Raw genomic sequence first — 22085 nt, 5'->3', positions numbered from 1 at the left:
ATGACGAATGACAAAAAAGCAGCAAAATAGTAATTGAGGATACATCTGTAGGAGCGATTCATGCATTCAAGCACCCAGCCGCAGGATTTGGCGTGGCAGTTCTGGCTGGCTTTACCACTCTATCCATTTGGCAAGCGGCGGACGCTTTGCACGGAAGTTGTGAAGAATACAATCTGGACGTTCGATCAGCTTCAGGGCTTTTTCTATGCGGTTGTCACGATTCGGATGACTGTCGTTAAGCTTAGTGCTGGTGGTTTGTTGATCTATGCACCCGTTGCCCCAACAAAAGAGTGCATTCGCATGGTAAGTGAGTTGGTGGAAAAGTATGGCGATGTGAAATATATTATTCTGCCTACTAGTTCAGGCTTGGAACACAAGATTTTTGTCGGTCCTTTCGCTCGGTGCTTTCCTCAAGCCCAGGTCTTTTTGGCTCCGAATCAGTGGAGTTTCCCGCTCAATTTACCGCTGTCGTGGTTGGGATTTCCCCGAAAACTCACTCAAGTATTACCGGAAAACTCTAAACAGGCTCCCTTTGGAGCAGAATTTGACTATGCCGTGTTGGATCTGGACTTAGGCAAGGGGTCTTTTGCAGAAGTAGCACTTCTCCACAAGCGATCGCGCACTCTGCTATTAACTGATTCCATCATATCCATTCCAGAAGAACCACCCGCGCTTTTGCAGTTAGATCCATATCCTTTGCTGTTTCATGCTAGAGACAGTGGGGACGAGGCAATGGAAGACACTCCCGCCAATCGCCGTAAGGGATGGCAGCGGATTTGCTTGTTTGCAATTTACTTCCGTCCTAGAGCGGTAGAAACAGCTGGGCTAGTACAAATGTGTCGCGATGCTGCCAAAGCCAAAGAGCGATCGCGACAGGCTTACTTTGGCTTATACCCGTTCCGTTGGCAAGCGGGATGGCAGCAATCGTTCGATATGCTCCGTAGCAACGGTCGTCCGTTTGTCGCCCCAATTCTACAAACTCTGATTTTTTCCCAAGCACCACAACAAGTTTTAGACTGGGCTGATAAGGTAGCAACTTGGGATTTCGGGCGGATTATTAGCTGTCACCTTGACGCACCAATCGCTACAACTCCTTATGAATTCCGACAGGCTTTTGCTTGCCTAGAACAAAATCCCCGCCCGAGCCAAAATGCGCCTCTACCAGAAGAAGATTTTGGATTCTTGCGGCAACTAGAAACATTTTTGGTCAAATATGGCGTTGCTACACCAGCTAAAGAGAAGGTTTAATTAAATTTAATGTTGCAGTATATACTTTTTTAAGGAAGTACTGCGATCGCCCCCAGCCCCTCCTCATCTTTCTGCAATTCCTGAAGTTGCCCGCTGAGATTCATGAACCCAGAGCTATTGGCAAAATTGCGTGCCTGCTGTCGAGATGAAGCGGCATTTGAGCAGCTGCAACAAATTCTGAGTGACAAAATTCAACCTCTAGAGCAGGAGATCGATCGGGCAAATTTTCAGGTGGAACGACAAAAAGCCTTGTCCAACGCGATCGCCCGACTCCAAGAAACCCTCGATCTCGAAACAATTTTTCAAGCCACTGCTACTGAGGTGCGTCAGCTTTTGGCAGCAGACCGCGTGGGTATGTTTCGCTTCTATGCCGATTCTGGGTGGAATGATGGAGAATTTGTGTCTGAGGATGTCGCTGCCGATCTCGCCTCAGCGATCGCGCAGAAAGTCCACGACCATTGCTTTGGCGAGCAATTTGCCGTCCATTACCAACGGGGACGGGTGCAGGCAGTTGCCGATATCTACAACGCGGGGCTGAGCGACTGCCACATTCAGATCCTCGCCCAATTTCAGGTGCGGGCTAACTTGGTCGTGCCACTCTTGCAAGGTCACAACCTCTGGGGATTGCTCTGCATTCATCAATGTCGCGCCCCGCGTCAGTGGCAGGAAACCGAGATCGAATTTGTCCATCAGATTGCAGATCGCTTAGGGGTGGCTCTCCAGCACGCCGAACTGCTAGCCGAACTGCGGGCAGAAATCGTCGAACGACAGCAAGCCGAACAACGCGCTCAGGAGTTGAATCAGGAATTGCAGCAAGCGATTGTCGAACTGAAGGCGGTGAATAAGGAATTGGAAGCCTTTAGCTATTCAGTCTCCCACGATCTGCGCGCGCCCTTACGCAGCATTGATGGCTTCAGTCAAGCATTGCTGGAAGACTGCCTTGACCAATTAGATAACACCGGACAAGACTATCTGCACCGCATCCGCTCTGCTACCCAGCGGATGGGGCAGTTGATTGACGATCTCCTCACCCTATCGCGAGTCACTCGCAGCGAGATGACCAGGGAATCAGTCGCTCTGAGCCGATTAGCCAGTCGTATCTGCACGGATTTACAGATGGCTCATCCAGATCGGCAGGTAGAGTTTGAGATTCAGTCTGGCTTAGTCGCCCAAGGAGATGCTCGTTTGCTGCAAATCTTGTTAGATAATTTATTGAATAATGCCTGGAAATTTACCTCTAGGCAGCCGCAGGCAAAGATTTCATTTGGGGCGATCGCACAGGAAAATGGGATTCCTACTTACTTTGTGCGGGATGATGGCGTAGGCTTTGACATGGTTTATGTTGACAAGTTATTTAGACCGTTCCAGCGATTGCATGGTATGAACGAATTTTTCGGTAATGGGATTGGACTTGCTACGGTGCAGCGAATCGTGCATCGGCATGGGGGACGGGTGTGGGCAGAAGGGGCATTGACACGGGGAGCAACGTTTTATTTCACGCTCTTCGCAGAGGAGGTCGAGGCATGAATGGGAATGGCGATCGCAAAGTCATTCTTCTCGTAGAAGATAATCCCGACGATGAAGCATTGGCAATCCGCGCCCTCAAACGCCATCACATCGGTAATGATATTGTCGTCGCCCATGATGGAGTCGAAGCCCTAGATTACCTATTTGGCACGGGCATGTATGCAGAACGAGATGTCAACAGCAAACCGACAGTAGTTTTGTTGGATCTCAAGCTGCCCCGCGTCGATGGGCTTGAAGTTTTACGCCGTTTGCGGGAAGATGAACGCACTAAACTATTGCCCGTGGTCGTCTTGACGACTTCCAGCGAAGAGCGAGATTTGCTCGATAGTTACAGCTTGGGGTGCAACAGTTATATTCGCAAACCCGTGGATTTTCTTCAGTTTTCGGAGGCAATTCGGCAATTAGGAATGTATTGGCTATTGATGAACGAACCACCACCGCTTTAGGAAAGCGCGATGAACCTTCACCTACACATTCTGGTTGTCGAGGACTCGGAAGACGATATGCTGCTAATGCTGCGGGAACTGCGGCGAGGCGGCTATAGTGTGGATTACGAGCGGGTAGAGACGGCTGCCCAGATGCAAGCGGCGCTCGATCGCCAGTCGTGGGATATTGTCATTGCCGATTACACTCTACCTGCGTTTAGCGCCCCAGATGCTCTAAAACTATTGCAAAGCCAGCAGCGAGATTTACCGTTTATCATTGTCTCCGGTACGATTGGCGAGGAGACTGCTGTTGCTGCTATGAAAGCGGGAGCGCACGACTACATCACCAAGGGCAACTTACCTCGGTTAATGCCTGCGGTAGAGCGGGAACTGCGCGAGGCAAAGGAACGACAAAAACGGCACAACGCAGAACAGGCATTACGAGAAAGCGAAGAACGGTTTCGTCAATTGGCAGAAAATATTGCCGAAAGCGTATTTTGGATCTGTAACCCTAGAATACCTCAGACTCTTTACGTCAGCCCTGCTTACGAACGCATCTGGGGGCAATCCTGCGAGAGTGTGTATGCCGACTTTATGAAATGGTTAGAGGCGATCCATCCTGAAGATCGGCAACGCATTCAAACTACCTTTTTCGAGCAGGCTCTAGCAGGTAACTATGATGAAGAATATCAAATCATCCGTCCCGATGGCTCGATCCGATGGATTCGCGATCGCGGTTTTCCAATTCAAGACGATCTTGGGATACCTTACCGAGTCGTAGGCATTGCCGAAGATATCACGGCTCGCAAGCTGGCAGAAGCCGCCCTGCGCCGCGCCCAACGTTTGGAAAGTCTGGGGACGCTAGCTAGTGGTATTGCCCACGACTTCAATAATATTCTCACTCCGATTCTGGCAACCGCTCAATTGCTGTCTTTGAAGCTTCCCCTCGACGAGCAGGATCGACACCTACTCCAGCTGATCGAAGACAGTGCAAAACGCGGGGCAAATTTAGTCAAGCAAATCTTAGTCTTTGCCCGTGGCGTGGAAGGCAAGCGAGTCCCGCTGCAAGTTCGGCATATATTGTCAGAAGTCATGCAAGTTGCCCGCCAAACCTTCCCCAAAACCATTGAAATCCATGCAGACTTTCCCACTGCTAATCTTTGGACAGTTGCTGCCGATGCCACTCAACTGCATCAGGTATTCATAAACCTCTGCGTCAATGCCCGCGACGCTATGCCCAACGGCGGGATTCTCAGCCTTGCAGCTGAAAATAAACTCGTTGATGAAGCCTGCACTCGGATGAATCCAGAAGCTAGCCCAGGTTCTTACGTGGCGATCGCGATTTCGGATACAGGAACGGGAATTCCATCTGAACTGTTAGAGAGAATTTTTGACCCCTTTTTCACGACTAAAGAAGTAGGCAAAGGGACAGGACTGGGTTTATCCACTGCGTTAGGCATTGTGAAAAACCACGGTGGTTTTGTCAAGGTGTACAGCGAGGTGGGAAGAGGGTCGCAATTTAAAGTATACTTACCTGCGATCGAAGATGCAGAAACTCAGCCAGCAGCAGAACTCGCACTTTTGACTGGCAACAACGAGTTAATTCTGATTGTGGAAGACGAACTATCGATCCAACAGGTGACTCAAACTTCGTTGGAAGAGTACAATTACAGGACTCTAATTGCCAATGATGGGATTGAGGCGATCGCTTTCTATGCCGCTCGTAAGTATGAGATCGATCTCGTGCTGATGGATGTGATGATGCCGTTGATGGATGGGTTAACCGCAACTCGCACCCTGCAAAAACTCAATCCTAAAATCAAGGCGATCGTTACGAGTGGTTTAGCATCGAATAACCTGATGGCTGAAATAACCGAAATCGGTGTCAAAGCATTTTTACCCAAGCCCTACACTACGAAAGAATTATTGGACGCAATACACAAAGTTTTGCAGCTTGATAGGTAGTTGGTAATTGGTAATTGCTCCCTCTGCCCCCTCAGCTCCCGATCGCTCCGCGACTCTCTCTTCTTCCCTGCTCCCTGCTCCCTTTCCACTAATAACTGATTTACAACTCAAATTCTACTTTGACGACATCCGCAGCCCGATGCAGGTGGAAACCGAGTTTTTCGCAGACTTTTTGCATGGCTCGATTTTCGGCGAGAATTTCGGCAGTAATGCGATCGAGTTTTTCGTCACGTCCGACTTGTAATAGACGACTCAATAATTCCGTACCTAACCCTTGTCGTTGATGGCGATCGCCCACTAACATAGCAAACTCTGCCTCGTTGGAACCGTGTAGTTTACTCAGACGACCGACTGCCAATATTTCCCGTGTTGCTGTCTGTGGATGATGGTACTCTGCAACTAATGCCATTTCGCGATCGTAATCGATAAAGCATATCCGCGTTAGTCTTTCGTGTGCGATCCGCTGACTCAACTTAATCAAATGAAAATAACGAAAATAGACACTTTCCTCTGATAGAGTTTGATGAAACTGCACCATTAAAGGTTCGTCTTCGGGACGAATTGGGCGAATGGTCACAATCGTGCCATCTCTCATCGTCCATTGACTCACGTACTGCTGGGGATAAGGACGAATCGCCAGTTTCGGCAACCGATCTTCTGGTGTTTCCGGTGAGTGCAAAACGATCCGCGCATCTAAAGCGAGGAGCGAGTCAGGACGAGCCAGCAACGGATTGATATCAATCTCCTTAATCCACCGCTGTTCGACTACGAGTTGACTGAATAGTACTAAAAGTTGTTCTAGTGCTTCTAGATCGATGCTTTTTCTACCTCTGACTCCTTGCAATGCTTTGTAAATTTGGGTTTGTTCCATCATTCGGCGTGCCAGAGTGGTATTTAAGGGAGGTAGGGCGATCGCCCGATCTTTAAATACCTCCACTAACTGTCCCCCTAAGCCAAATAGCAGTGTAGAACCGAATTGTGGATCGAGACTGCTGCCAATAATCAATTCGTAACCATCCAATTTCAGCATTGGTTGAACGGTAACGCCTAAGAATGGGGAGTCAGGAGTCGGTAGGGGCGGGTTTGTCAACCTGCCCGTACGAGAGTCGGGTGTTGTAGAGACGCACGGCTGTGCGCCCATACCGGAATCAGGATTATTTTGGACGTATTGGTTGACAGATGTTTTGATTTTGTGGTAAGCAGAACGCACGGCATCGGCATCGGGTAAATTTAACTGCACGCCGCCGACATCAGTTTTGTGGGTAATGGTTTCGGAAAAAAGTTTCAGGACGACAGGATATCCAATGCGATCGCTATATTCAACTGCTTCTGCTTCACTTCTGGCAATGTAAGTCGGAACGACGGGAATACCATAAGCAGCTAGCACTTGCTTAGATTCAACCTCCGTCAAGATCGTGCGTCCTTGCTGTCGTGCTGTATCAATAATTTGTGTCACCAGGGAACAGCTGTTGCTATCTGCTAAATTTACTGGTAGAGCAGGAGTTTCGTAGATACCGCGCAAATTGTAGCTATAACGGCACATCAGGCTGAATACGCGAGCGGCTGTATCTGGATATTGATAAGTGGGGATACCAGCATTATTGAGGATCTTTTCCCCGTCGATGACATCTGCACCACCCATCCAACTCGCCAGAATGGGTTTACCCTGTAGAGACGTTACATGTAACGTCTCTACATAAGATTTTAATGCTTCTGCCGTCTTGGTAGGGTCAGTCATGGCTTGCGGGGTCAAAATTACCAACAAACCATCACTATTCGGGTCTTTTGCTGCGACCTCTAAGGCTTGAGTGTAACGCTGGGGTTCGGCATCTCCGAGAATGTCAATTGGGTTGCTGTGGCTCCAGTGGATAGGCAGGAATCGATTCAATTCGGTGCGAGTCTCCTCAGTTAATTCTGACAGTTCGCCTCCCATAGCAATTAAGGCATCGGTAGTCAGTACCCCAGGTCCACCAGCATTGGTAAGAATGGTTAAGCGCCGACCTTTGGGACGGGGTTGTTTTGCTAAAACCTCCGCCATATCAAATAAGTCAGAGATCCGGTTGACTTGCAACACGCCGGAACGCCGGAAAGCTGCATCTAATACCACATCGCTACCAGCTAGCGCCCCCGTGTGGGAAGCCGCTGCTTTTGCTGCTGCTTCTGTTCGACCTGCTTTGAGGACGATAATTGGTTTGGTGAGTGCGACTTCCCTAGCTGCCGAAAGGAACGATCGCGCATTACCAATAGACTCCATGTAAATGACGATGCTTTTGGTATGAGGATCGTCACCGAGATAGTAAATTAAATCGCCCCAATTAACATCGAGCATGGAACCGATGGAGACAAAGGCACTGAAGCCGACATTTTCTTGCTTGCTCCAATCGAGGATCGCCGTGCAGAGCGCTCCACTTTGGCTGATGAAACCAACATTACCAGGTCGGGCGATCGCGCTAGCAAACGTAGCATTTAACCCTGTATGCGGACTCATTACTCCCAGGCAGTTAGGTCCGACAATTCGCAGATTGCCTCGACGTGCTTGTTCCAGCACTTGCCGTTCTAACTCGATCCCAGCCACTCCAGCTTCTTTAAATCCAGCCGAAATAATAATCGCACCTTTAACTCCTACTGCAACACATTCTGCGATCGCTTCTGGTACGGCGGGTGCGGGGATGGCTATGACTGCGAGATCGACTGGCGCGGGGACATCTTGAATGGTGGGATAAGCTTTAATTCCCAACACGCTAGGACGTTTGGGATTGATGGGAAATACAGTTCCCCCAAAAGGATTGCTGATGAGATTCCATAGCAGGGTACGCCCGACGCTACCTTGTTTTTCGCTAGCTCCAATTACAGCGACGTTCTGAGGGGCAAAAATTGAGTTGAGGGGATTGCTCGACTGCTCGGAGCGGAAAATATCATGAGCGCGTTCGGCGATCGTTGGCTGGGTATATTGTTGACTCACTGCTGCTCACCTTTGCTAAGTCAAAAGTTTAAAGTCAAAAGTCAAAATCGGTAATTCTAGCTTTAGTTGAGATCCATTTTTGTTCTCTGTGGAGACGTTACATGTAACGTCTCTACACATGTAACATCTCTACAGAAAAATGTTCGTATATGGATTCAATAAAGTTCTGCAAAATAGGCGATCGCTTGTCCTTTCGCCATGCTACAGCAATTTCAATTTCAGGGGTTGGTTCTATAAGCGATCGATATATTACCCCGGCTCGCTGTAAATTTTGTAGAGAAGTCGGTACTAGCGCCACTCCTACACCACCTGCTACTAAACTAATGCTAGTTTGTAGTTGTATTGCTTCTTGCACTGCTATTGGACTAAACTCCGTCTGTTGAAAAAATTGCCTAATTTGATTGTAAAGTCCACTACCTAAACGAGCAGGTGGCAGGATGAATAATTCTTGACTCAAGGCTCGGATTGATATTTGAGTGGATGTAGCGAGAGAATGATTTTCTGGAATTGCGATCGCCATGCCTTCTTTTAACACAGAAACTATTTCTAACTCTATTTCTTCTAAATCGATTGGTAAGTAAAGAATACCCGCATCAATTTGCTGTTGTTGTAACTGCAAGATCTGTTGCGGCGTTGTCAATTCATGTAAATCCAATACCACCTCTGGACATCGTTCTCGAAAGGCTTTTAATAAGGTGGGTAAAACGCTATATGTCGCCGAACTATTAAACCCCAAGCTCAAACGTCCAATTTCGCCGCGACTCGCTCTTTGTGCTGCTTCCACAGCTTGCTCGATTTGTCCAAGCGATTGTCGTACTTTTTCTAAAAATACTCGACCCGCAACAGTCAATTCTACACGTCGTTTAGTGCGATCGAACAATCTGACTCCAATTTCAGCTTCTAAATCGCGAATTTGCTGACTTAGCGGTGGTTGAGCAATGTGGAGGCGTTCGGCGGCGCGACTGAAATTTAATTCCTCCGCGACAGCGATGAAATAGCGAAGGTGGCGAAGTTCCATGATGGTAATTGGTCATTGGTCACTGGTCATTTGTCATTTGTTCTTACTCTCCCTTGTTCCCCGACTCCCGTACGGGCGGGTTTGGAAACCCGCCCCTACCGACTCCCGACCGAACAATTATATTTTTTGAGTATAACTATTGCATCAAATATATATTGGACATCTGAGAAAAGCTTTTCTACAGTACGGGTAAGTAAGCAATGGATACATCAAATGTGCGATATAAATATTCAAATTCGATTGGCAACGGTTGAGGATTTAGAGCAAGTATTTTCGTTTATCCGTCAAAAAGCAGCATTTGATGGATATCTAGACGAACTGCAAGCAACTCCCGAGCAGTTAGAGAAAACATTATTTGGGCGATCGCCCCTAGCGAGAGTATTATTGGCAGAAGTCGATAACTGCGCGATCGCATTTGCCTTATTTTTCTACACCTACTCCAGTTTTCTCGGTAAACCGAGTATCTGGCTCGACGATTTATTTGTACAGCCACATATGCGCGGACAAAGAGTCGGAACCGCATTACTCAACTACTTATCAACCCTCGCCAGCGAGAACGATTGCGGACGCATAGAATGGACAGTGAACGTCAACAACGATCGCGGCATCGAATTTTACCAAAAACAAGGCGCGCAAATTCTCGATCGCATCCGGCTGTGTCGTCTCAGTTATTAGTCAGGAGTGAGGAGCGAGGAGTGAGGAGCGAGGGGACAAGGGGGACAAGGGGACAAGGGGGACAAGGGGGACAAGGGGACAAGGGAGAAACTACAATCCAAAATCTAAACTCCAAAATTTCCCTAACCCCTAACTCCTAACCCCTACAATTATTTACGGCACACATGGAGATCGATCGTGGCAAAGATTAACGATAACTACCTGAAACTCAAAGCAGGCTACCTGTTTCCTGAAATTGCGCGGCGGGTGAATGCATTTGCTGAGGCGAATTCCAATGCAAAAATTATCCGGTTGGGAATTGGCGATGTCACCGAACCATTACCAGAAGCCTGTCGCACGGCGATGATTCAAGCTGTGGAAGAAATGGGCGATCGCGCTACTTTTAAAGGCTACGGTCCCGAACAAGGTTATGCTTGGTTACGGGAAAAGATTGCTAGCCACGATTTTCAATCGCGAGGATGCGATATTGACGCTTCAGAAATTTTTATTTCTGATGGTTCTAAGTGCGATACGGGCAATATTCTCGATATTTTTGGTAAAGATAACAGAATTGCCGTTACCGATCCTGTATATCCCGTGTATGTCGATACGAATGTGATGGCTGGACACACGGGAGAGGCAAATGAAAAAGGCGAGTATGGGGGGTTAGTCTATCTTCCCGTGACGGCAGAAAACAACTTTACTGCCGAAATTCCGACTCAAAAAGTCGATTTGATTTATTTGTGTTTCCCTAACAACCCTACAGGTGCGACAGCAACGCGGGAACATCTCCAAGCGTGGGTAAACTACGCCAAAGCTCACAATTCCATAATTTTCTTCGATGCTGCCTACGAAGCATACATTACAGATCCCGATCTACCCCATTCTATTTATGAAATTGAGGGGGCTAGAGATTGCGCGCTCGAATTTCGTTCTTTTTCTAAAAATGCTGGTTTTACAGGTACGCGCTGCGCCTTAACTGTCGTACCCAAAACCCTCAAGGCAAAAGCTGCTGATGGTTCGGATGTAGAATTGTGGAAATTGTGGAATCGTCGTCAATCCACTAAATTTAATGGTGTATCTTACATCGTGCAGCGTGGTGCTGAGGCAGTTTATTCGGAAGCAGGTAGAGGGCAAATCAACGCTCTTGTCAATTTTTATTTGGAAAATGCCAAAATTATCCGCACTCAACTGATGGCTGCGGGTTTAGAAGTGTATGGCGGCGTGAATGCACCTTATGTTTGGGTAAAAACTCCGCACGGTTTATCCAGTTGGGATTTCTTCGATAAATTACTGCAAGTTTGCAACGTGGTGGGAACGCCTGGTTCTGGATTTGGTGCGGCTGGCGAAGGCTACTTCCGTATCTCTGCATTTAACAGTCGCGAGAATGTAGAAGAGGCAATGAAACGGATTGTCGAGAAGTTTAAAGTGTAGAGCAATTTCAATAAGCGCGATCGCATACACTGTAGGAGCGGGTTCGCTACGAAGCTAGAAGATAAACCCGCTCTGACTCGATATACTGTCAATCTCCCTATGACTACCACAAGTTCTGTCGTCAAACCTGTTAGCCAAATGCAGATAGCTCCTGGTAGTGTAGTGACTATTCCCAACGTTAGTTGGCAAGAATTTGAGTTAATCTTGCACGAATTAGGCGAACATCGAGCCGCAAGAATAGCCTACAGTCAGAATAATTTAGAAATAATGGTTCCCTTACCCGAACACGAACGACCAAAAGATATAATTTCAGATATTATTAAAATCTTGTTGAAAAGAATGGGTAAAAGATACGAACCTTTTGGTTCAACTACTTTTAAACAAGAGAGTGTAGCAGGAGTTGAACCAGATGCCTGTTTCTATATTCAAAACTATCAACGTATGGTTGGTCGTCGCAGATTAGAACCTGGCGATCCTCCCCCAGATTTGGCAATAGAAATAGATGTAACTTCTAAAACAACGTTAGATGCCTATAAAGATATTGGCTTTCCCGAAATTTGGGTTTATGACAGTGGTAGATTAAGAATTTATCTCCTTAGCAATGGTGAATATATCGAGTCTAATGCTAGCCCGAGTTTTCCTCAACTACCTTTAAATCAAATTATTTCTACTACAGTAGAACGTGCTTGGCAGGTAGGAAGCGTACAAGCTTTAGAAGAATTTGAAGAAGCGATCGCCACCTATCAAATTAACAGCTAGCAATCGCCATAAACTCACTTATTTATCCTGATTAGATTCAGATTCTTCTGGACGCTGATATGCAGGAGGATAGTCTACAAATTCATCGGTTCTAGTTGTATTAGTTGTAGCTCCTTCTGGCAAGACATCTTCTGTAGGATCGGTTGATTTATCAGCGGCGATATCCATTTGACCCGCTGCATTTGTATTGGGTTTATCACTTGTGCCTTTATGATTTGCATGACCGCTAGGCATAACTTTTCCTCGCATTTTTTATATACTTTTAGATTAGACAGAGCGCTCGCGAAATAAACCCTATCAAAAGGCTAAGATTTCTATGCAAGATGCGGCTATTTTAAGCAAAATTTTCTCCGAACATCGTCCGCCAGAAGCAATTTTTTCAGCTTTACTACCAGTATTAGGCGATATACTGCAATGCGATCGCTGTTTTCTCTATTTACGCCATCCTCAAACTAATATTGGTAAAGTTGTCAATTGTTGGTGTCGCAGTCCTGAATATCCTGATGTAACTGATTCAGACTGGAAAGCAGAACCCACCGATTTAATCAACAACGAAGACCCTTTATTTGCAGCCGCTTTGCGTGCCGAACCATCAATTTTTGTGGAAGATGTGGAGACAACAGATCCAAAAGTGGTCAATAAAGATTTTGAGCGTAAAAATTTCGGACACCGAGCTTTAATTCACGCTCATTTATGCGACAAAAATCAATTATGGGGTATTTTACAACCCTGTGTATTCGGTCAACCGAGAGTTTGGACTGAAACAGATCGTGAAATAATTTCAGATGTAATAGCTAGGCTTACGCCTATAGTCATTAACTATGTTACATCTACCCAGAATTAAACAGTAGGGTGGGCAATGCCCATCTATCTATATATAAAATAATTTAATTGTGCATCCCTCGCGATCGCAATTTTTTCTGATAATTGTCCTGTGCCGCAACCGAGAGCTAAAATTCTTTCTCCAGGCAGCGGTGGCAGCAACTCTAGCAGCGATTCGCCGTACTGCCACACAAACGCATGTTTACTCTCGTAGAGGGATGTATTCCAAGCATTTTCTGGCATATTTTTATCTTCGTCTGCTAGTTTCCCGGGCTTCAGGATAAATTGTAGTATCCACATTTACATGTAGTAGTATAGCAACGCGAGCGAAAGAGTTGACAGATAAACTCATAACGAGTACGCTCTATTTGTATGTAGATTTGTGAAGTGAAGGAGATACCGTGCTGTCTAACCGCGAAGGACAAAAAGTACCCAGTGTTAAATTTCGGACTCGCCAGAATAACGGATGGTTGGATGTGTCTAGCGACGAGATATTTAACGGCAAGACAGTTGTAGTTTTCTCTTTGCCGGGGGCATATACACCAACTTGCTCGTCAACTCACGTTCCAGGTTACAACGATTTAGCACCAGCCTTTAAAGAGAATGGTGTTGACGAGATTGTTTGTATTTCTGTTAATGATGCCTTTGTCATGAGCGAATGGGCAAAAGACCAAGGTGCAGACAAGGTAACTTTTCTTCCCGATGGCAACGGCGAGTTTACTAACGGCATGGGAATGTTGGTAGACAAATCGGAGTTAGGATTTGGCAAGCGTTCTTGGCGCTATTCCATGCTAGTAAAAGATGGTGTAGTAGAAAAGATGTTTATCGAGCCAGAGGAACCAGGCGATCCCTTCAAAGTATCCGATGCCGAAACCATGCTCAATTACATTAATCCAGAAGCGGCAAAACCGAAGTGCGTCTCTTTGTTCGCCAAAGTTGGTTGTCCGTTCTGCACCCGTGCGAAAGAAATGCTGCAAGGACGCGGAATTGAATACGAAGAAATCGTTTTAGGACAAGATGCGACAACCCGTTCTCTACGGGCAATGACGGGAGCAATGACAGTACCTCAAGTCTTTATCGATGGAAGGCTTATCGGTGGTTCGGAAGCATTAGAAGCCTATTTGAGTACAAACTAAGTAAGTCAAAAATCCTGTAGGGGCGGGTTTGTTGCTCAAGGTCAGAGGAATTCTTCGTAACTTACCATCTAAACCCGCCCGTACAAAAGTCAAAATGTCTGTGGTTGATAGTAGCAAGCGATTCGATTGTACTGATTGCACTGATAGTACAAGTTAAATGCATGAACGCCTAGTACATAAAATCAGAAGTCAGAAGTCAAAAACTGTAGCAAGTGGTTGCACATGGAGAGAAGTTATCAACAGCGAACGATGAGTAGTGAGTAGCGAGTGGAAGAGATTGTATTTACGATCGTAATCTTCTGGTTCCTGACTCCCAGTTCCTAAGTTTTGACTTTTAACTTTCGACTTTTAACTTTCGACTTTTGACTTTCGACTTTTGACTTTCGACTTCTCTCCAATGACTGAGTCCTCATACTGCCCTAAACTGTCACAATCGCGATAGAAGACTGAGGAAAGGATAAACAAGAATGATTCCGTCTTGGTTAGCGATTGGAGGAATAACGTTTCTCGTCGCCTTCGGTGGCTTTTTCTTTAAGCCTCGCGATTTGAAATGGGCAGTTCAACTGGAACGCCCACATTGGTTAACTTTTGAGCCATTAATTCCAGTAATATGGATGGTGATTTTTACTTGTGGGGCAATTTCAGCTTATATTGTTTGGGAAGCAGAACCAGGTAGCCTCAAGACCTGGTTATTAATGGGCTTATACCTAGTTTTAGAATTAATTACCGTTGCTTATTTACCAGTGACGCTACAACTACGTAGTTTGGCGATCGGTACGTTTGTTGGTTTCTCAGGCGTACTCTTGAGCGTATTGTTGTTACTAGCTGTCTTGCAAATTTCTGGATGGGCAGCAGCTTTGCTCATACCTTATACAATTTGGAGTCCCATCGGCACGTTTACAACCTGGGAAATGATTCGCCTCAATCCTACAGAGCAGTGAACAGTTGTCAGTTGTCAGTTATCAGTTGTCAGCGATCGCGCACCGCACCAGATATCACTCGATTACCGCAACCAGCAACGAAGCAACTATCAACCAGCAATTGCTCGCTAATGACCAATGACTAATGACCAATGACAAATCATTATGATTAAATCTTGGATGGTAATCGGGGCTGTGACGCTGTTGGTGGCACTTGGTTCAAATTTCTTTACGCCAAGCGATCGCAAATGGTTTAAGCGCTTGCGTCGCCCTAACTGGTTGACGTTTGAAGCGTTAATTCCCGTGATTTGGACGGTCGTATTTATTTGCGGTGCTTGGTCGGCTTATATCGTGTGGGAAAATACGGGTAGTTGGTTGCTGATGGGGTTTTACTTGTTGGTAGAAATTCTCATCGTTTCCTACACGCCTGTGATGTTTAGGACGCGCAGCCTCAAAATTGGGACGATTATCGGTGGTACGGGGGCGATCGCTGGTCTATTATTAGCCTTAACTGTCCTCAGCGTTTCCCCTTGGGCGGCGGCTTTACTCCTACCGTATCTAATTTGGAGTCCGATTGGCACTTACACGACTTGGGAAATGGCAAAATTAAATCCCCAGGATGTCTAGCGATAAGTTATAGCTTGCTTCTATCCCTGTTCGCCTGTAAGTTGATACACTAAAAGCTCAACCATTACTTCGATCGCGGGTAAAATCAGCACATAATGTTACCTGAGGCAACCCCTTTCGGGAGTCGTTTATGCCGCAGGATAATCCAATTGCAATCGAATTTCGCGATGTCACGTTCATTCAGAACGGACAGGCGCTGGTATCAAATCTCAATTTCACCATCGGTCGAGGTGAAGTCTTAGTCCTATTAGGGCGTAGTGGTAGTGGCAAAACTACAACTATGAAGTTGATCAATCGCCTGTTCGTCCCTTCTCACGGTGAGATTCTGTTTGAAGGCATTCCTACAACCAAGTGGGATGAAATCAAATTACGCCGTCAGATGGGATACGTGATTCAGGAGACAGGTTTGTTTCCGCATTTCACGATCGAACGAAATGTGGGCTTAGTGCCAGCTTTAGAAAGTTGGAAACCCAAACAAATTAAGGCACGAGTTTACGAACTGTTAAACTTAGTTGGTTTGGAACCGGAGCAATTCGCTCATCGTTATCCCCGCGAACTTTCTGGAGGACAACGACAGCGTGTAGGAGTCGCTAGGGCGCTAGCTGCCGATCCGCCCGTGTTATTGATGGACGAACCTTTCGGCGCGCTCGATCCAGTCACTCGTCTAGAAATTCAACAGCAGTTTCGCCGCTTGCAACAGCACTTAGGCAAAACCGTAATTTTCGTAACGCACGATATTCAGGAAGCTTTTATTTTGGCTTCTCGAATTGGTCTCATGCAAGCAGGACGGATGCTGGTTTTAAGTACGCCAGAAGAGTTTTTAAAATCTCCCAAGCCAGAGGCGCGTGCTTTTATCAAAGGGCTACCACCGTTTGCTCAGATTTATAATTCTGGTGAGAAGAACGGAAAATGAACTTGAGTGAATTTTTTCTGGTGAAGTACGCGCCGGAGATTTTACAGGAAACTGCTACCCATATCCTCTTGGTAGGAATTTCAATTGGTGTTGCGACTTTGGTAGGTATTCCGCTAGGGATCTGCATCACCCGTAAACCCAGCTTGCGTCAGCCAATCTTGGGAATTGCCAACGTGTTGCAAACGATTCCCAGTTTGGCACTATTTGGATTTTTGATTTCCGTGCCGCTAATTGGCGGAATTGGGGCGCGGACGGCGATTATTGCTCTAACCCTCTATTCTCTCTTACCAATTATTCGCAATACCTATACAGGAATTATTAACGTCGATCCGGCAATTCGCGAGGCAGGAAAGGGGATGGGCATGACCGATCGCCAGTTACTCTTGCAAGTCGAGGTTCCGTTGGCGCTAGGGGTAATTTTAGCGGGAGTCAGGGTAGCTACGGTGATTGCTATTGGCGTTGCCACGATCGCAGCAGCAATTGGCGCTGGCGGCTTGGGCGTGTTTGTATTTCGGGGAATTGCAATGGTCAACAATCAGTTGATTCTGGCAGGGGCAGTTCCGGCGGCGGTGTTAGCAATTTTAGCAGATTGGGCGATCGCCACTTTGGAACGCCGTTTAACGCGCCGAGGTACTTGGGAGCAAAGGAGCAGAGGAGCAGAGGAGCAGGGCGGATTGGTACAGTCTTAACAGTTATTAGTTATCGTAGGGGAGGACAGTTGCGTGCGGGGGTATCCCCCGCACGCAACTGTCCGTGCGGGTTTTGACCAAAAATTTTCAGTTCTAGCAGTTAATTTATTTGCTAAACCCGCCCTTACAGGAATCAGAGAGCAGGGAACCTATGCTTGAAAGCATAGGATTGAAATGTAGATTTTACCCAACTAAACAGGTGACATAATTGCATCGCGAATTTGTTCGATATACTGATAAAAATTACCGCTGTTAAGCCGATAACTTAAAGGATGGGCAATTAATCTTGCCGTACTTTCAAATAATGTTTCAATCTCGATTAATCCATTTTCTTGTAGCGTTCTACCAGTAGAAACTAAGTCAACAATTGCCTCAGACATACCCGTAATTGGTCCTAATTCTACAGAACCGTATAAAGGAATAATTTCTACTGGTAGATCTAAATTTTCAAAATATTCGCGGGCGCAATTAACAAACTTAGAAGCAACTCTTCCGTGAGCTGGTAATTCTAAAGCCGAACGATAAGGACTAGAAGCTTTGACGGCTACAGAGAGCCGACAAGAACCAAATTTTAAATCAGCTAGATTGGCAACTTTCGGTTTTTTCTCGCGCAATACGTCATAGCCAACAATTCCTAATTGTGCCTGTCCGTATTCTACGTAAACGGGTACATCTTGCGCCCGTACTAATAAAGCTTTGGCAATATTATTCGAGTCTTGAATCTGTAATTGGCGATTGCTGGAATCGAGAAATGCACTAAAATCTAAACCAACTGATTGCAACAACCGGATACTATCTTTTAAAAGTGCGCCTTTGGGTAGTGCTACGGTAATCATAATTGGGGACGAGGGGAACGGGGGAGACAAGGGAGACAAGGAAGAAAAGATAGTATCTCTTGTCACAAAAAACTATTATGCCTTGAAAATAGGGCGATCGCGAACTTAATTGGGATTTATATGGCTTTAGGTTACAGGTTACACTCAAGCCAGTAGCATAGAAACTTCAGGAAAATGCTGCCAGATTGCAGCCAGTGTAAGAATAGAAATATCGCGTAATCTATCCGTGCAGCCAAGATTGATATGAAAATCTTGTTAGTTGACGATGAAGTTGAACTAACCGATCCCCTCAGTCGCCTCCTCAGCCGTGAAGGGTACGAGGTTGATGTGGCATATGATGGGAACAAAGGGAGCAATTTGGCTACTCAGAAGACTTATGACTTACTGATCCTCGATTGGATGCTCCCCCACCAATCGGGGTTAGATATTTGTCAGCAATTACGGCGCAGTGGTAAAAATACACCCGTTCTCTTTCTCACTGCTAAAGATACGATAGACGATCGCGTGCAAGGTTTAGATGCGGGTGCAGATGATTATATTGTTAAGCCTTTTGAGTTACGAGAATTACTTGCAAGAGTCCGCGCTTTGTTACGGCGGGGTGCTGTAGATTTAAATCTAGCTACAACTCAACGTTTACAAGTTGCAGATTTAGAATTAGATGTTGAAAATCGCTTAGCTTATCGTCAAGGACGCACGATTGAATTGTCAGAGAAAGAGACTAAGCTTTTAGAATTTTTTATGCGTCATGTTGGACAAGTGTTAACTCACGATCAAATTCACCAATATTTATGGACTGAAGAGGAACAACCAAGTAGTAATGTTTTAGCAGCTTTAATTCGGTTATTAAGACGCAAAATTGAAGCTAAAGGAGAAATAGTGTTAGTTCATACTGTTTATGGAAAAGGTTATCGGTTTGGGGATGGCAATGGGTAATTGGTAAATGGTAATAGAAAGTATCAAATGATTGGTGAACTCGCTCCTACAGATGCTATGCTCTCTTAATGCGATATTCTAATAAATATAAAATATTTCCATTTGTCTTTTTGTGTTCGTATTCTCTCACAACTTTTCCGCCCAATGTTTCTGGAATTTTGCGACTGGCAATGTTGGCGCGATCGACAGGATAAAGAAAATATTCATAATCTAAATTCTGCTCAGCCCAATTTTTGATACCTCTAATTGCTTCTAGCCCATACTTACGATCGTGGGCTGCTTTTTTTAACCAAATGCCAAATTCTGGGGTTTTGCCAAGCATACCATGAAGACCTGCACAGCCTAAGAATTCTTGCGAATCCTTTTTAAGATAACTAGTATTAGATCGCTACCCCCTTTTCTAAATCTACAATTGCTCTCCCAATAAATGTTTCAATTTCAGAGATTTCCTGGGGCGATCGCGAACACACATAAGTAGTAATTTCCTCAGTAAATTCTGAAAAGATTTCTTCTTTATACGCCATCGATATAGGTTTTAATCTAAGGCGATCCGTTGATATTTCTAGACTGAGCAAATTCATTTTTATGTCACGCAAAGACGCAAAGGCGCAAAGTGGCTTCTCGTTGAGTAGGTGCTAAGAAAACACAAAGAATACTCACCCCTCACTCCTCACTCCTCCAAAACAAAACCAGCGTCGCGAATCATGTCTAAATCCATTTGTGATGCTTGTCCTGGGGTAGTGAGATAGTCGCCAATGAAGATGGAGTTGGCAGGATATAATCCTAACGGTTGGAGCGATCGCAAATGCACTTCTCTACCTCCGGCAATCCGAATTTCTTGTGATGGTAGCAAGAATCGAAATAAGCATAATATTCGCAAACAGCGTTGCGGATTGAGTTGTTGTAATCCTGCGAGTGGTGTACCTGGTATTGGGATCAAAAAGTTAATTGGTACGCTCGTTACTTCCAATTGTCGCAGTGACAGAGCTAAATCGATGATATCGTCATCTGACTCGCCCATGCCCATTATTCCGCCCGAACAAGTCGTAATTCCAGCAGCTTTAACATTCTCCACCGTCGCCACGCGATCGCTAAATGTGTGAGTCGTACAAATTTGTTCGTGGTGCGACTCTGCTGTGTTGAGATTGTGGTTGACTCTATCGACTCCGGCTGCTGCTAAACGCTGCGTTTGTGACTCATTCAACAACCCCAAACAAGCACAAATTTTTAAATCGTAATTTGCCTTGACTTCTCGCACGGCTGCTAAAAATTTGGCAAAAGTTGTTTCATTAGGCGATCGCCCAGACAGTACCATGCAGAATGTACCTGCTTTTAAACTAGCCGCCTGTGCTGCGGCAGCTAAAATTTTTTCTTGTGCCATCAACGGATATTTCTCAATTTCTGCTGTCGAGATTTTTGACTGAGAACAGTAATGACAATCTTCAGGGCAAAGTCCACTTTGGGCATTGAGTAAAAAGTGCAGTCGAACGCGATTACCCCAATAATGTTTGCGAACTTTGTACGCAGCTGCTAGCTGTTCGAGTAACACTTCATTAGGGGCGCTGAGTACGGCTAAAGCTTCCTCACGGCTGAGGATATCTCCTGCTAAGGAGCGATCGGCAAGTTGATTCCAATCTGGTAAGGTAACGGTTGGTGGCATTGGTAGTTGGCACTTGTTGGTTGTTGCTAATTTTTTGACTTTTAACTTTTAACTTTTGACTTTTGACTCACTCATCCACAATCCGACGAATGACTTCGTATACAGATTCGAGTTGAGGTGGGGTAATGCAGTAGGGTGGCATGAGGTAGATGGTATTACCTAGAGGGCGCAAGAGGAAGCCTAATTCGAGAAAGCGCGATCGCAGTTTTGAGCCTGTGGCGTTTAAGTAGCTTTCGCTTTCAGCTTTCAGATCCAGGGCTGCTATTGTACCGCAGATACGGGTACGTTCGATTTTTGGGTGTCCGAGCAGCCATGTTTCCATGTAGCGACGGTGTAAGGCTTCCATTCCCCTAAATGCATCTGGATTTTGAGTTAATAATTTTAGGGAGGCGATGCCTGTGGCGCAAGCTAGGGGATTTCCTGTGTAAGAATGACTGTGGAAGAAGGTGCGATCAATGTCGTCGCTGTAAAAGGCTTGGTAAATCTCCTCTGTCGCTACAGTCACGGCTAAGGGTAAACAGCCACCTGATAACCCTTTAGATAAGCAAAGTATATCGGGACAAGTACTTGACTTTAAACAAGCAAATAATTCTCCCGTTCTGCCAAAGCCCGTCATGATCTCGTCATAGATTAGCAGCACTCCATACGTGCGGGCGAGTTGGGCGAGTTCTTGCAAAAAATGGGGACGACACAGGCGCATCCCTGCGGCTCCCTGTACTAATGGTTCGATAAATATGCCTGCATAGCTGTGCCGATTTTTTTGCAATAATTCTGTCAAATGTTCTAAAGCCTGTGCTTCGCGGCTGGCGATGTCGGGATCTTCGTCGAATGTGTTAGGAAAAGGTACGATATCCGTTGCAAACATTAGAGTTTTGAAAGTTTGCCACCAGGGAGAACTACTACCAACTGACATTGCTCCTACAGTGTCGCCGTGATAGCCGCCCTCAAAACTAATAAATTTGGTTCGTTGTTTTTCTCCTTGGTTGTACCAGTACTGGTATGCCATTTTGAGAGCAGCTTCGATCGCAGTGGAACCATTATCGGAGAAAAATACCCGTGTGAGAGATTTAGGTAGATGTGTCAACACTCCAGTGGCTAATTTTTCTGCTGGTTCGTGGGTAAACCCAGCAAAAATCACTTGTTCTAGTTGTTTTGCTTGTTGGTAAAGAGCCTCAGCTAGTACGGGGTGGCTGTGTCCGTGGATCGTCACCCACCAACTCGAAATACAATCAAGAATCTGCCTTCCATCCTCCAATTCCAACATCACCCCCTCTCCCCGTTTGACTTTTAAAGGAGGAGGAGCCGTTTTCATCTGGGTGAAAGGATGCCAAATTGGACTGTTACTCATAAGTAGGAGATGGGCGTGGGGTGTGTGGGAGGTTTGGGGTGTGGGGTGTGGGGTGTGGGGTGTGGGGTTGACTTGTAATTGCTCCCTGCTCCCCGCTCCCTGCTCTCTAATTTTCTGCTTGACTGCTGTTGAATGTTAAGCGAAACTGACAAATATTTACTGTGCGACTTAACTCTATTGCTAAATTTTGTTAACTTTTTCATCTATAT

Annotated in this window: 23 protein-coding genes and 1 pseudogene; 14 read left to right on the top strand and 10 right to left on the bottom strand. The window is 45.8% G+C overall.

Annotated elements, in window-relative coordinates; all coding sequences use genetic code 11:
* Positions 1 to 60: 60 nt before the first annotated feature.
* The 4 genes from N4J56_RS09210 to N4J56_RS09195 all read left to right on the top strand — a co-directional run bounded on the left by N4J56_RS09210 (position 61) and on the right by N4J56_RS09195 (position 5165).
* A complete protein-coding gene (locus tag N4J56_RS09210; RefSeq protein ID WP_317106183.1) occupies positions 61 to 1248 on the top strand; it encodes a DUF4336 domain-containing protein in 1188 nt (395 codons plus the stop codon).
* 102 nt (positions 1249 to 1350) lie between these two features.
* On the top strand, positions 1351 to 2775 hold the full coding sequence (locus N4J56_RS09205; RefSeq protein WP_317106182.1) for a sensor histidine kinase: 1425 nt from the start codon (positions 1351 to 1353) through the stop codon (positions 2773 to 2775).
* Complete coding sequence (locus tag N4J56_RS09200) at positions 2772 to 3221, top strand: response regulator (protein WP_317106181.1); 450 nt, start codon at positions 2772 to 2774, stop codon at positions 3219 to 3221. The genes N4J56_RS09205 and N4J56_RS09200 overlap by 4 nt, the downstream gene beginning before the upstream one ends.
* A 9-nt stretch (positions 3222 to 3230) precedes the next feature.
* Entirely contained in the window at positions 3231 to 5165 is a 1935-nt protein-coding gene (locus N4J56_RS09195; RefSeq protein WP_317106180.1) for a response regulator, read from the top strand.
* 100 nt (positions 5166 to 5265) lie between these two features.
* Here the strand turns inward: N4J56_RS09195 and N4J56_RS09190 are convergent, their stop codons facing one another.
* Both N4J56_RS09190 and N4J56_RS09185 read right to left on the bottom strand, forming a co-directional pair.
* Positions 5266 to 8127, bottom strand: a complete 2862-nt coding sequence (locus N4J56_RS09190; RefSeq protein ID WP_317106179.1) for a bifunctional acetate--CoA ligase family protein/GNAT family N-acetyltransferase — start codon at positions 8125 to 8127, stop codon at positions 5266 to 5268.
* Positions 8128 to 8239: 112 nt separating this feature from the next.
* A complete protein-coding gene (locus N4J56_RS09185) occupies positions 8240 to 9145 on the bottom strand; it encodes a LysR substrate-binding domain-containing protein (RefSeq protein ID WP_317106178.1) in 906 nt (301 codons plus the stop codon).
* Here N4J56_RS09185 and N4J56_RS09180 point away from each other — a divergent pair.
* From N4J56_RS09180 to N4J56_RS09170, 3 genes are all read left to right on the top strand, one after another.
* Positions 9131 to 9820, top strand: coding sequence for a GNAT family N-acetyltransferase (locus N4J56_RS09180; protein ID WP_317106177.1), 690 nt, complete (start codon positions 9131 to 9133; stop codon positions 9818 to 9820). The genes N4J56_RS09185 and N4J56_RS09180 overlap by 15 nt on opposite strands.
* 177 nt (positions 9821 to 9997) lie before the next feature.
* On the top strand, positions 9998 to 11233 hold the full coding sequence (locus N4J56_RS09175; protein ID WP_317106176.1) for an LL-diaminopimelate aminotransferase: 1236 nt from the start codon (positions 9998 to 10000) through the stop codon (positions 11231 to 11233).
* 99 nt (positions 11234 to 11332) lie between these two features.
* Positions 11333 to 11992 carry a Uma2 family endonuclease gene (locus N4J56_RS09170; protein ID WP_317106175.1) on the top strand — a complete coding sequence of 220 codons (660 nt, stop codon included), beginning with the start codon at positions 11333 to 11335 and terminating at the stop codon, positions 11990 to 11992.
* 18 nt (positions 11993 to 12010) lie between these two features.
* On the opposite strand, the gene N4J56_RS09165 is transcribed toward N4J56_RS09170, so the two are convergent.
* Positions 12011 to 12226: a hypothetical protein gene (locus N4J56_RS09165; RefSeq protein WP_317106174.1), complete on the bottom strand. Its 216-nt coding sequence runs from the start codon at positions 12224 to 12226 to the stop codon at positions 12011 to 12013.
* Positions 12227 to 12308: 82 nt separating this feature from the next.
* Between N4J56_RS09165 and N4J56_RS09160 the strand changes: the two genes are divergently transcribed.
* On the top strand, positions 12309 to 12836 hold the full coding sequence (locus N4J56_RS09160; protein WP_317106173.1) for a GAF domain-containing protein: 528 nt from the start codon (positions 12309 to 12311) through the stop codon (positions 12834 to 12836).
* A gap of 65 nt (positions 12837 to 12901) precedes the next feature.
* Here N4J56_RS09160 and N4J56_RS40865 read toward each other — a convergent pair.
* Positions 12902 to 13057, bottom strand: a pseudogene (locus tag N4J56_RS40865) (SAM-dependent methyltransferase); the annotation flags it as partial.
* A 158-nt stretch (positions 13058 to 13215) separates the two neighbouring features.
* Here N4J56_RS40865 and N4J56_RS09150 point away from each other — a divergent pair.
* From N4J56_RS09150 to N4J56_RS09130, 5 genes are all read left to right on the top strand, one after another.
* Entirely contained in the window at positions 13216 to 13950 is a 735-nt protein-coding gene (locus N4J56_RS09150) for a glutathione peroxidase (protein WP_317106171.1), read from the top strand.
* Between the two features lie 467 nt (positions 13951 to 14417).
* Positions 14418 to 14891: a TspO/MBR family protein gene (locus tag N4J56_RS09145; protein ID WP_106545708.1), complete on the top strand. Its 474-nt coding sequence runs from the start codon at positions 14418 to 14420 to the stop codon at positions 14889 to 14891.
* 144 nt (positions 14892 to 15035) lie between these two features.
* Positions 15036 to 15497, top strand: a complete 462-nt coding sequence (locus N4J56_RS09140; RefSeq protein WP_015154461.1) for a TspO/MBR family protein — start codon at positions 15036 to 15038, stop codon at positions 15495 to 15497.
* A 130-nt stretch (positions 15498 to 15627) separates the two neighbouring features.
* The gene (locus tag N4J56_RS09135) at positions 15628 to 16410 is read left to right on the top strand and encodes an ATP-binding cassette domain-containing protein (protein WP_317106170.1); all 783 of its coding nucleotides are present in this window, start codon (positions 15628 to 15630) and stop codon (positions 16408 to 16410) included.
* On the top strand, positions 16407 to 17099 hold the full coding sequence (locus N4J56_RS09130) for an ABC transporter permease (RefSeq protein ID WP_317106169.1): 693 nt from the start codon (positions 16407 to 16409) through the stop codon (positions 17097 to 17099). Before N4J56_RS09135 ends, N4J56_RS09130 begins: the two co-directional genes overlap by 4 nt.
* 191 nt (positions 17100 to 17290) lie before the next feature.
* Here N4J56_RS09130 and hisG read toward each other — a convergent pair whose 3' ends face one another.
* Positions 17291 to 17935, bottom strand: coding sequence for an ATP phosphoribosyltransferase (gene hisG / locus N4J56_RS09125; RefSeq protein WP_317106168.1), 645 nt, complete (start codon positions 17933 to 17935; stop codon positions 17291 to 17293).
* Positions 17936 to 18178: 243 nt separating this feature from the next.
* Here hisG and rppA point away from each other — a divergent pair, with 243 nt between their 5' ends.
* A complete protein-coding gene (rppA, locus tag N4J56_RS09120; RefSeq protein ID WP_317106167.1) occupies positions 18179 to 18868 on the top strand; it encodes a two-component system response regulator RppA in 690 nt (229 codons plus the stop codon).
* A gap of 55 nt (positions 18869 to 18923) precedes the next feature.
* Here the strand turns inward: rppA and N4J56_RS09115 are convergent, their stop codons facing one another.
* From N4J56_RS09115 to N4J56_RS09095, 5 genes are all read right to left on the bottom strand, one after another.
* Positions 18924 to 19190, bottom strand: a complete 267-nt coding sequence (locus N4J56_RS09115) for a GNAT family N-acetyltransferase (protein WP_317106166.1) — start codon at positions 19188 to 19190, stop codon at positions 18924 to 18926.
* Between the two features lie 58 nt (positions 19191 to 19248).
* The gene (locus N4J56_RS09110; protein ID WP_317106165.1) at positions 19249 to 19449 is read right to left on the bottom strand and encodes a hypothetical protein; all 201 of its coding nucleotides are present in this window, start codon (positions 19447 to 19449) and stop codon (positions 19249 to 19251) included.
* Between the two features lie 89 nt (positions 19450 to 19538).
* Positions 19539 to 20528: a biotin synthase BioB gene (gene bioB / locus N4J56_RS09105; protein WP_317106164.1), complete on the bottom strand. Its 990-nt coding sequence runs from the start codon at positions 20526 to 20528 to the stop codon at positions 19539 to 19541.
* 67 nt (positions 20529 to 20595) lie between these two features.
* Positions 20596 to 21876, bottom strand: coding sequence for an adenosylmethionine--8-amino-7-oxononanoate transaminase (bioA, locus tag N4J56_RS09100; RefSeq protein ID WP_317106163.1), 1281 nt, complete (start codon positions 21874 to 21876; stop codon positions 20596 to 20598).
* Positions 21873 to 22028 (bottom strand): hypothetical protein, encoded by a 156-nt coding sequence (locus tag N4J56_RS09095; RefSeq protein WP_317106162.1) that lies wholly within the window; start codon positions 22026 to 22028, stop codon positions 21873 to 21875. Before N4J56_RS09095 ends, bioA begins: the two co-directional genes overlap by 4 nt.
* Positions 22029 to 22085 lie beyond the last annotated feature (57 nt).

This window comes from Chroococcidiopsis sp. SAG 2025, assembly GCF_032860985.1.
GTDB lineage: Bacteria > Cyanobacteriota > Cyanobacteriia > Cyanobacteriales > Chroococcidiopsidaceae > Chroococcidiopsis.
Note: the sequence above shows the minus strand (reverse complement) of the source record. Positions and strands in the feature narration are given on the sequence as shown.

Excerpts from the sequence above, each read along its gene's own strand:
- hisG (WP_317106168.1), bottom strand. The coding sequence starts at position 17,935 with ATGATTACCGTAGCACTACCCAAAGGCGCACTTTTAAAAGATAGTATC.
- N4J56_RS09170 (WP_317106175.1), top strand. The coding sequence starts at position 11,333 with ATGACTACCACAAGTTCTGTCGTCAAACCTGTTAGCCAAATGCAGATA.
- N4J56_RS09205 (WP_317106182.1), top strand. The coding sequence starts at position 1,351 with ATGAACCCAGAGCTATTGGCAAAATTGCGTGCCTGCTGTCGAGATGAA.
- N4J56_RS09185 (WP_317106178.1), bottom strand. The coding sequence starts at position 9,145 with ATGGAACTTCGCCACCTTCGCTATTTCATCGCTGTCGCGGAGGAATTA.
- N4J56_RS09130 (WP_317106169.1), top strand. The coding sequence starts at position 16,407 with ATGAACTTGAGTGAATTTTTTCTGGTGAAGTACGCGCCGGAGATTTTA.
- N4J56_RS09135 (WP_317106170.1), top strand. The coding sequence starts at position 15,628 with ATGCCGCAGGATAATCCAATTGCAATCGAATTTCGCGATGTCACGTTC.
- bioB (WP_317106164.1), bottom strand. The coding sequence starts at position 20,528 with ATGCCACCAACCGTTACCTTACCAGATTGGAATCAACTTGCCGATCGC.
- N4J56_RS09165 (WP_317106174.1), bottom strand. The coding sequence starts at position 12,226 with ATGCCTAGCGGTCATGCAAATCATAAAGGCACAAGTGATAAACCCAAT.
- N4J56_RS09160 (WP_317106173.1), top strand. The coding sequence starts at position 12,309 with ATGCAAGATGCGGCTATTTTAAGCAAAATTTTCTCCGAACATCGTCCG.
- N4J56_RS09115 (WP_317106166.1), bottom strand. The coding sequence starts at position 19,190 with ATGCTTGGCAAAACCCCAGAATTTGGCATTTGGTTAAAAAAAGCAGCC.
- N4J56_RS09145 (WP_106545708.1), top strand. The coding sequence starts at position 14,418 with ATGATTCCGTCTTGGTTAGCGATTGGAGGAATAACGTTTCTCGTCGCC.
- rppA (WP_317106167.1), top strand. The coding sequence starts at position 18,179 with ATGAAAATCTTGTTAGTTGACGATGAAGTTGAACTAACCGATCCCCTC.
- bioA (WP_317106163.1), bottom strand. The coding sequence starts at position 21,876 with ATGAGTAACAGTCCAATTTGGCATCCTTTCACCCAGATGAAAACGGCT.
- N4J56_RS09140 (WP_015154461.1), top strand. The coding sequence starts at position 15,036 with ATGATTAAATCTTGGATGGTAATCGGGGCTGTGACGCTGTTGGTGGCA.
- N4J56_RS09210 (WP_317106183.1), top strand. The coding sequence starts at position 61 with ATGCATTCAAGCACCCAGCCGCAGGATTTGGCGTGGCAGTTCTGGCTG.
- N4J56_RS09195 (WP_317106180.1), top strand. The coding sequence starts at position 3,231 with ATGAACCTTCACCTACACATTCTGGTTGTCGAGGACTCGGAAGACGAT.
- N4J56_RS09200 (WP_317106181.1), top strand. The coding sequence starts at position 2,772 with ATGAATGGGAATGGCGATCGCAAAGTCATTCTTCTCGTAGAAGATAAT.
- N4J56_RS09110 (WP_317106165.1), bottom strand. The coding sequence starts at position 19,449 with ATGAATTTGCTCAGTCTAGAAATATCAACGGATCGCCTTAGATTAAAA.